This window comes from Streptomyces ureilyticus, from assembly GCF_011045025.1.
GTDB classification, from domain to species: domain Bacteria; phylum Actinomycetota; class Actinomycetes; order Streptomycetales; family Streptomycetaceae; genus Streptomyces; species Streptomyces ureilyticus.
Genome location: NZ_JAAKZX010000337.1, coordinates 1 through 7,052, shown reverse-complemented (window position 1 = coordinate 7,052; position 7,052 = coordinate 1). Strand labels below are relative to the sequence as shown.

Annotated in this window: 7 protein-coding genes; 2 read left to right on the top strand and 5 right to left on the bottom strand. The window is 72.1% G+C overall.

Annotated elements, in window-relative coordinates; translation table 11 throughout:
• Positions 1-21: 21 nt before the first annotated feature.
• From G6048_RS45860 to hutH, 3 genes are all read right to left on the bottom strand, one after another.
• Entirely contained in the window at positions 22-1,503 is a 1,482-nt protein-coding gene (locus tag G6048_RS45860; RefSeq protein ID WP_165345549.1) for a DEAD/DEAH box helicase, read from the bottom strand.
• Between the two features lie 130 nt (positions 1,504-1,633).
• Positions 1,634-1,837: a cold-shock protein gene (locus G6048_RS45855; protein ID WP_003991681.1), complete on the bottom strand. Its 204-nt coding sequence runs from the start codon at positions 1,835-1,837 to the stop codon at positions 1,634-1,636.
• A 198-nt stretch (positions 1,838-2,035) separates the two neighbouring features.
• Positions 2,036-3,574, bottom strand: coding sequence for a histidine ammonia-lyase (gene hutH, locus G6048_RS45850; RefSeq protein WP_165345550.1), 1,539 nt, complete (start codon positions 3,572-3,574; stop codon positions 2,036-2,038).
• Between the two features lie 138 nt (positions 3,575-3,712).
• Here hutH and G6048_RS45845 point away from each other — a divergent pair, with 138 nt between their 5' ends.
• The gene (locus G6048_RS45845; RefSeq protein WP_165345548.1) at positions 3,713-4,297 is read left to right on the top strand and encodes an antibiotic biosynthesis monooxygenase; all 585 of its coding nucleotides are present in this window, start codon (positions 3,713-3,715) and stop codon (positions 4,295-4,297) included.
• A 26-nt stretch (positions 4,298-4,323) separates the two neighbouring features.
• Here the strand turns inward: G6048_RS45845 and G6048_RS45840 are convergent, their stop codons facing one another.
• Positions 4,324-5,475, bottom strand: a complete 1,152-nt coding sequence (locus G6048_RS45840; RefSeq protein WP_165345547.1) for a GGDEF domain-containing protein — start codon at positions 5,473-5,475, stop codon at positions 4,324-4,326.
• A 112-nt stretch (positions 5,476-5,587) separates the two neighbouring features.
• Positions 5,588-6,400 (bottom strand): enoyl-CoA hydratase/isomerase family protein, encoded by an 813-nt coding sequence (locus G6048_RS45835; RefSeq protein WP_165345546.1) that lies wholly within the window; start codon positions 6,398-6,400, stop codon positions 5,588-5,590.
• A 227-nt stretch (positions 6,401-6,627) separates the two neighbouring features.
• Between G6048_RS45835 and G6048_RS45830 the strand changes: the two genes are divergently transcribed.
• Entirely contained in the window at positions 6,628-6,972 is a 345-nt protein-coding gene (locus tag G6048_RS45830; RefSeq protein ID WP_165345545.1) for a hypothetical protein, read from the top strand.
• Positions 6,973-7,052: the final 80 nt, after the last annotated feature.

Below are 7,052 nucleotides of genomic sequence, written 5' to 3'. Positions count from 1 at the left end.
CTTCGGGGGCGTACTAGGCGGCTAGCTGCGGCTGCGCGGACGCGGCCCGCCTCGCCGCGCTCCACCACCCCGGCGGGGCCGGGACTTCGCCTGCGGCTGGGCGGCGGGCTGCGGCACCTCGACGACCACAGGCACGCCGGACGGCTCCCTGGCGCCGGTGATCCGCGACAGCTCCGCGTCGCCGGACTTGACCCGTACCGTCCGCGGGCTGATCCCCGCGTCCGACATCAGCCGGGTCATCTCGCGCTTCTGCTCCGGCAGGACGAGCGTGACCACGCTGCCGGACTCGCCCGCGCGGGCGGTACGGCCGCCGCGGTGCAGGTAGTCCTTGTGGTCGGTCGGCGGATCGACGTTCACGACGAGGTCGAGGTCGTCGACATGGATACCGCGGGCCGCGACGTTCGTGGCGACCAGCGCGGTGACCTGACCGTTCTTGAACTGGTCGAGGGTGCGGTTGCGCTGGGGCTGCGAGCGACCGCCGTGCAGCGCGGAGGCCCGTACGCCGTTGGCCAGCAGCCGCTTGGCGAAGCGGTCGGCGCCGCGCTTGGTGTCCACGAAGAGGATCACGCGGCCGTCGCGGGCCGCGATGCGCAAGGCGACAGCCTTCTTGTCGGTCTCGTCGAGGACGTGCAGCACATGGTGCTCCATCGTCGTCACCGCGCCGGCCGAGGGGTCGACGGAGTGCACCACCGGGTCCGAGAGGAACATCCGCACGAGCTTGTCGATGTTCTTGTCCAGCGTCGCCGAGAACAGCATCCGCTGCCCGTCCGGCTCGACCTGCTTCAGCAGCGCCGTGACCTGCGGCATGAAGCCCATGTCGGCCATCTGGTCGGCCTCGTCGAGGACGGTGATCCCGACCCGGGCGAGGGTGCAGTCGCCGCGGTCTATGAGGTCCTTGAGCCGCCCGGGCGTGGCCACGAGGACCTCGGCGCCGCGCCGCAGCGAACCTGCCTGCCGGCCGATGGACATTCCGCCGACCACGGTGGTGAGCCGCAGGTTGACGGCCGTGGCGTACGGCGTGAGTGCGTCGGTGACCTGTTGCGCGAGCTCGCGCGTGGGCACCAGGACCAGGGCGAGCGGCGCCTTGGGCTCGGCGCGGCGGCCGGCGGTGCGGGCGAGCAGCGCGAGACCGAAGGCGAGGGTCTTGCCGGAACCGGTCCGGCCGCGGCCCAGAATGTCGCGCCCGGCAAGGGAGTTGGGCAGCGTCGCACCCTGAATCGGGAAAGGCTCGGTCACGCCCTGGGCCGCCAGCGTCTTCGTCAGCGCGGGCGGCATGTCCAGCGCGTCGAAGGACTCGACGGAGGGCAGCGCGGGCGTGACGGTCACCGGCAGCGTGAACTCCTGCGGCGGGGTGGCGGGCGACGACGGCTTCTTGCGTACGTTCCTGGCGCCGCCGTTCGCGGCAGCGGGGGCCCCGCCGCGAGCGCCGCGGGAACCGCGAGCACCTCGGGAATTCGCCGGCCGTTTACCGGCAGGTCGTTCAGGGCGTTCGGATCGAGTCATGCTGATGGGAAATTCCTTCCTCGGGGCCTGAGAGCTGCGGGCAAAGACCGGCTGGACGCGCGGACGGCACGAGCCGGGGCCCGCACCCGAAGGTGCGGACCCCGGCTCGCTTTGAGCGTGTCCCTGAAAATTAGGCGGGGACGATGTTCTCCGCCTGCGGGCCCTTCTGGCCCTGCGTGACGTCGAAGGTGACCTTCTGGCCCTCCTGCAGCTCACGGAAGCCCGAGGTGGCGATGTTGGAGTAGTGGGCGAACACGTCCGGGCCGCCACCCTCCTGCTCGATGAAGCCGAAGCCCTTTTCCGAGTTGAACCACTTCACGGTGCCAGTTGCCATGTGTCATTTCTCCTGATAGGTGGGCCCCATCCGGAAATGACCGGGAAAACAAAACGCGCCTGAGAGAGGATTCCTTTCAGGCGCACAAAGTTAATGGGTACCAAAAACGTTTCGTTATGAACCCTAGCACAGATCCTGGCGGAGGCACGGTCTGCCGGCGTGCCCCCGCTCACACATTCCGAAGGAGCCCCGGAGCCCCTACGCCAGCGGGCCCGTCACGGGCTCGACCGCCGCGACCAGACGACCCCCGCGTACGAAGGCGTCGGCGGCCTCCAGGTCCGGTGCGAGGAAACGGTCCGGGCCCGGCCCCTGGACGCCCGCCGCACGGACCGCGTCGATGACCGCACGGGATGCGGGGGCGGGGGTGAGGCCCTCGCGGAGTTCGATGGCGCGGGTTGCGGCGTACAGCTCGATGGCGACGATCCGAGCGAGGCTGTCGACGGCCGTACGGAGCTTGCGGGCGGCCGACCAGCCCATCGACACATGGTCCTCCTGCATCGCGGAGGACGGGATCGAGTCGGCCGAGGCCGGGACGGCGAGCCGCTTCATCTCGCCGACCAGGGCGGCCTGCGTGTACTGGGCGATCATCAGCCCGCTGTCCACACCCGCGTCGTCCGCGAGGAAGGGCGGCAGCCCGTGCGAGCGGTTCTTGTCGAGGAGGCGGTCGGTGCGGCGCTCGGCGATCGAGCCGAGGTCGGCGGCGGCGATCGCCAGGAAGTCCAGTACGTACGCGACGGGGGCGCCGTGGAAGTTGCCGTTCGACTCCACGCGGCCGTCGGGCAGGACGACGGGGTTGTCGACGGCGGAGGCGAGCTCGCGGTCGGCGACCAGGCGGGCGTGGGCCATGGTGTCGCGGCCTGCGCCGGCGACCTGGGGGGCGCAGCGCACGGAGTAGGCGTCCTGGACGCGCGGGGCGTCGCCCTGGTGGTGACCGGTGAGGCCCGAACCCTTCAGCACGGCGAGCATGTTGGCGGCGCTGGCGCCCTGGCCGGGGTGCGGGCGGATGTCGTGCAGTTCGGGGGCGAGGACCTTGTCGGTGCCGAGCAGGGCCTCGAGGGAGAGGGCCGCGGTGATGTCGGCGGACTTGTAGAGGGTGTCGAGGTCGGCCAGGGCCATGATCAGCATGCCGAGCATGCCGTCGGTGCCGTTGAGGAGGGCGAGGCCTTCCTTCTCGCGCAGCTCGACGGGTTCGATGCCGTGCTCGGCGAGGAGCGCACCTGCCGGGCGTACGACTCCGTCGGGACCCTCCGCATCCCCCTCGCCCATCAGCGTCAGGGCACAGTGGGAGAGCGGCGCGAGGTCGCCGGAGCAGCCGAGGGAGCCGTACTCGTGCACGACCGGGGTGATGCCCGCGTTCAGGATGTCGGCCATGGTCTGCGCGACGGCCGGGCGTACGCCGGTCCGTCCCGAGCAGAGGGTCTTGAGCCGCAGGAACATCAGGGCGCGTACGACTTCCCGCTCGACGCGCGGCCCCATGCCGGCGGCGTGCGAGCGCACGATGTTGCGCTGGAGCTGGGTGCGCAGCTCCTGGCTGATGTGCCGGGTCGCCAGTGCGCCGAACCCGGTGGACACCCCGTACACGGGTTCCGGCTTGGCCGCCAGCGCGTCCACGATCTCGCGGGCGGCGGCGAGCGCCGCCACGGCGTCCTCGGAAAGTTCGACGCGGGCCCCGCCGCGCGCCACGGCGAGCACGTCGGCCGCGGTGACACCGGTCGTCCCCACCACCACAGTATGCATATCCATATTCAGGAGCCTAGAGACTGAATCGCCAATTGTCACGACCGCTACCGGGCCGGGGTCCTTACAGGCCCTGCGGGAGCCTTGCGGTGCCCTGCGCGGGGCATGAGGCGCGTGGTCCGTGGCACGCGGGTCCGTATGAACCACAGCGCCCTCCGCACGAATCACAGCACTCAGTGCACCGAACCGGTCACGGCCGTCTTCACCTGGAAGGTACGCCCCGGCAGGGAAGCCGAGTTCGAGCAGTGGACCCATGGCATCACCCGCAGCGCGTCGCGGTTCCCCGGAAACCAAGGGGTCGCCTGGCTGCGCCCCGAGGACGGGTACCGCTTCCACGCGGTGGTGCACTTCGCCGACCCGGAGCGGCTGTCGCAGTGGCTGACGTCCCGGGAGCGGGCGGACTGGCACGCGCGGATCGAGGGCATCGCCACCGAGATCAGCGGCGAGCGGCAGTCGACCACGGGGATGGAGACCTGGTTCAGTCTGCCCGGCACGACGGTGCGGTCCCCGCCCCGATGGAAGATGGTGCTGACCACGTTCCTCGCGGCCTATCCGCTCGTCCTGCTGGTCCAGTGGCTGCTGGTACCCCACACGACCGACTGGCCGCTGCCGCTGCGTGCGGTGGTCTTCCCGGCGGTGCTGCTGCCCACGTTGACGTACGTACTGATGCCGCACCTCAGCCGCCTGCTGCGGCTGTGGCTCTATCCGTCGCCGTCGCCATAGGCAACCGGAGCGGGAGCCGGGCGGGGTCAGGGCGTACGGCCCCTGAACCGGCGCCGGTCCCCCGGCAGCTCGGGCGGCGGACGGTCGGCGAGCCGGACGACCGGGTCTTCGGCGCCGCCCTCGCGGCCCGCGACCACGGGCTTGGCGGAGCGGGCGGCCTTGGCCCGGTACTGGGCGGCGTCCGCGAGACGGAAGAGGCGGCGGGCCGAGTGAACGGTGCCGATGGGGTCCCCGGTGGAGGCGACACCGCACGCGACGCCCTCGCCGAGCTCCAACTCGGCGGCCCGGCGGCACAGTTCATCGGCGACACGTACAACCTCGTCGGCGGCCGGGCCCACCGCGAGCAGGCAGAACTCGTCACCGCCGAGGCGGGCGGCGAGCGTGCCGGGGAGCATCGCGCCGCACAGCGAGAGGACCGAGCCGAACCGCTCCAGGAGCCGGTCGCCCGCGGCATGGCCCCGGGTGTCGTTGACGCGCTTCAGGCCGTTGATGTCGCAGACCACGAGGCTGACGACCGCACCGTCGGCGCGATGCCGCTCGAGGGCCTCGTCGAGGCGTACGTCCACGGCGCGGCGGTTCGCGAGGCCGGTCAGCGCGTCTGTGAAGGCGAGCCGGCGGACCTCCTCCAGGCGTTCGGTCTGGGCGATGCCGGCGGCGGCGACCGAGGCGAGGACGGTCGCGAAGTCGGCGTCGGCGCGCGCGAAGACGGGGGCTCCCGCCCGGCGGGCCACATACAGCTCGCCCCAGGCCCTGCCGTGCAGCACGATCGGCGCGACGACACAGCAGCCGCGCCCGCGCCTGCGCAGCGCGGCGACCCTCTGGTGGCAGTACCCGGCGCGGCCCCCGGCCGGCCCCTCGGCCGTCTCCACCCAGGCGTTGGGCCCGCCGCCGGCCGCCCACCGCTCGTGCAGGAACTCCGTGATCTCGGGGAACTGATGCACCGGGTAGGCCTCGGCGTCGGGGTACTCCTCCTCGTCCACCGCCCGCTCCCCCACGTTCACCAGCACCCGCAGCCGACCGAGCTCCCGCTCCCACACGGAGAGCGCGGCGAAACTCCCGGCCAGCGCGTGGCAGGCGCCCACCGCGGCGGCATGCCACGACTCCCGCGGGGTGTGCGCGGCGGCCATACCCTGCGCCAGCGCCACCACGGCCCTCAGCCGCATATCGTCACCGCCCATTACTCCAGGTTAAGGATGTTTGCGGTGATTTGGGATGCCGGGGTGCCGAACAGGGGTTTCCGGCGCTCCGGGGGCGGCACAGGGGTTCGGGGGCGCTTCGGGGGCGCCCCCACTACTCCCCCGGCCAGTCCGGCGCGCGCTTCTCGTTGAACGCCGCGACTCCCTCCGCCCGGTCACCCGAGAAGGCGACCGAACGCCATGCCGCGTCCTCGACCTCCAGGCCCGTACGCAGGTCCAGGCCATGTCCGAGACGGAGGGCGCGTTTGGCGGCGCGCAGGCCGACGGGGGAGTTCGCGGCGATCCGCGCGCCCAGCGCGAGCGCCTCCTCGCGGTCGCGGCCTGCCTCGACGAGGTCGTCCACGAGCCCCAGCTCGCGCGCCTCGGCGGCCTCTACGCGTCGCGCCGAGAAGACCAGCTCGGCCGCGCGGGCCGCGCCGACCCGGCGCGGCAGCAGCTGCGTACCGCCGCCGCCCGGGATCACGCCGACGGACACCTCGGGCAGGCCCACCACGGCCGTACGGTCGGCCACGATCAGGTCGCAGGCCAGCGCGAGTTCGAAGCCGCCGCCCAGCGCGTAGCCGTGCACGGCCGCGATGGTGGGCATCGGCAGCTCCAGTACGCCGGTGTACGCGGCCCGTGCCACCGGTCGCTGCCGCACCAGCTCGGCGTCCGTGAGCGAATTCCGCTCCTTCAGGTCGGCGCCGACGCAGAAGGCTCGCTCGTGGGTCGAGGTCACCACGACCACGCGTACGTCGCGGTCGCCGGCCAGTGCCTCGCAGGCGGCGGCGAGGGAGCGGGCCATCTCGGTCGATACGGCGTTCATGGCCTTGGGGCGGTCGAGCGCGAGCTCTGCGACGTGGGCGTCGGCGTGGCGTCGTACGGCCACGAACTCGCCGTAGCGCTGCTCCGGGCTCTGCTCGGCCATGGCGTCCTCCTTGGTTAACGCGGGTTAACTTGCGTGGCTCTGATCATCTCAGCGGGGTCGCTCTGGGGGAAGGTTGTTTCGGGAAGGGGCGGGGCTGGGGCAAAAACCCGTACACGCCGAACCCTTTCGGGTGATGCGCGGCCGAACCCCGTCGGCCCGCCTCGCGACGCGCATAACCTGCGCACCGCGACAGCGCGCCGGGGGCGCGTTCACTTGGGGGAGAGCACATGCGGGACGTGGTGGCGGACGTACGGACAACGGGGCACGAGGCGGATCCGTGCAGAACGGAGCGCCCTCGGGGTCGCCATCGCAAGCCGCGGCCCCGGCGGATGCTGATGGCCGTCGGAGGCCTGGCACTGGCGGCGGGGGCGCTGAGCCTGATGCGGCTCGCGCCGGAGCCACCGGGCGGGACCGGCGGCGACGTCACGGCCACGAACATCGACCCCGCAGAGATCGAACCCGCCGACATCGAGCCGACAGCGGTCGGGGCCACGCAGGCTCCTGCCTCGGTCTCGGACACGGGGGAGGCCGTGGTGGCCAAGGGCACCCCGACGTCGAGGTCGTCGAGGTAGGCCTGGGGGATCAGGCCCTTGTAGGAGTGTTGCCAGCCGCGTATGCGGATCTCGGCTACTTGCTCGCAGTCGGCGAGGGT

What these genes read in the sequence shown, in the direction of transcription:
- G6048_RS45860 (WP_165345549.1), bottom strand. Translation starts at nt 1,503, where the DNA reads ATGACTCGATCCGAACGCCCTGAACGACCTGCCGGTAAACGGCCGGCG.
- G6048_RS45855 (WP_003991681.1), bottom strand. Translation starts at nt 1,837, where the DNA reads ATGGCAACTGGCACCGTGAAGTGGTTCAACTCGGAAAAGGGCTTCGGC.
- hutH (WP_165345550.1), bottom strand. Translation starts at nt 3,574, where the DNA reads ATGCATACTGTGGTGGTGGGGACGACCGGTGTCACCGCGGCCGACGTG.
- G6048_RS45845 (WP_165345548.1), top strand. Translation starts at nt 3,713, where the DNA reads ATGAACCACAGCGCCCTCCGCACGAATCACAGCACTCAGTGCACCGAA.
- G6048_RS45840 (WP_165345547.1), bottom strand. Translation starts at nt 5,475, where the DNA reads ATGGGCGGTGACGATATGCGGCTGAGGGCCGTGGTGGCGCTGGCGCAG.
- G6048_RS45835 (WP_165345546.1), bottom strand. Translation starts at nt 6,400, where the DNA reads ATGGCCGAGCAGAGCCCGGAGCAGCGCTACGGCGAGTTCGTGGCCGTA.
- G6048_RS45830 (WP_165345545.1), top strand. Translation starts at nt 6,628, where the DNA reads ATGCGGGACGTGGTGGCGGACGTACGGACAACGGGGCACGAGGCGGAT.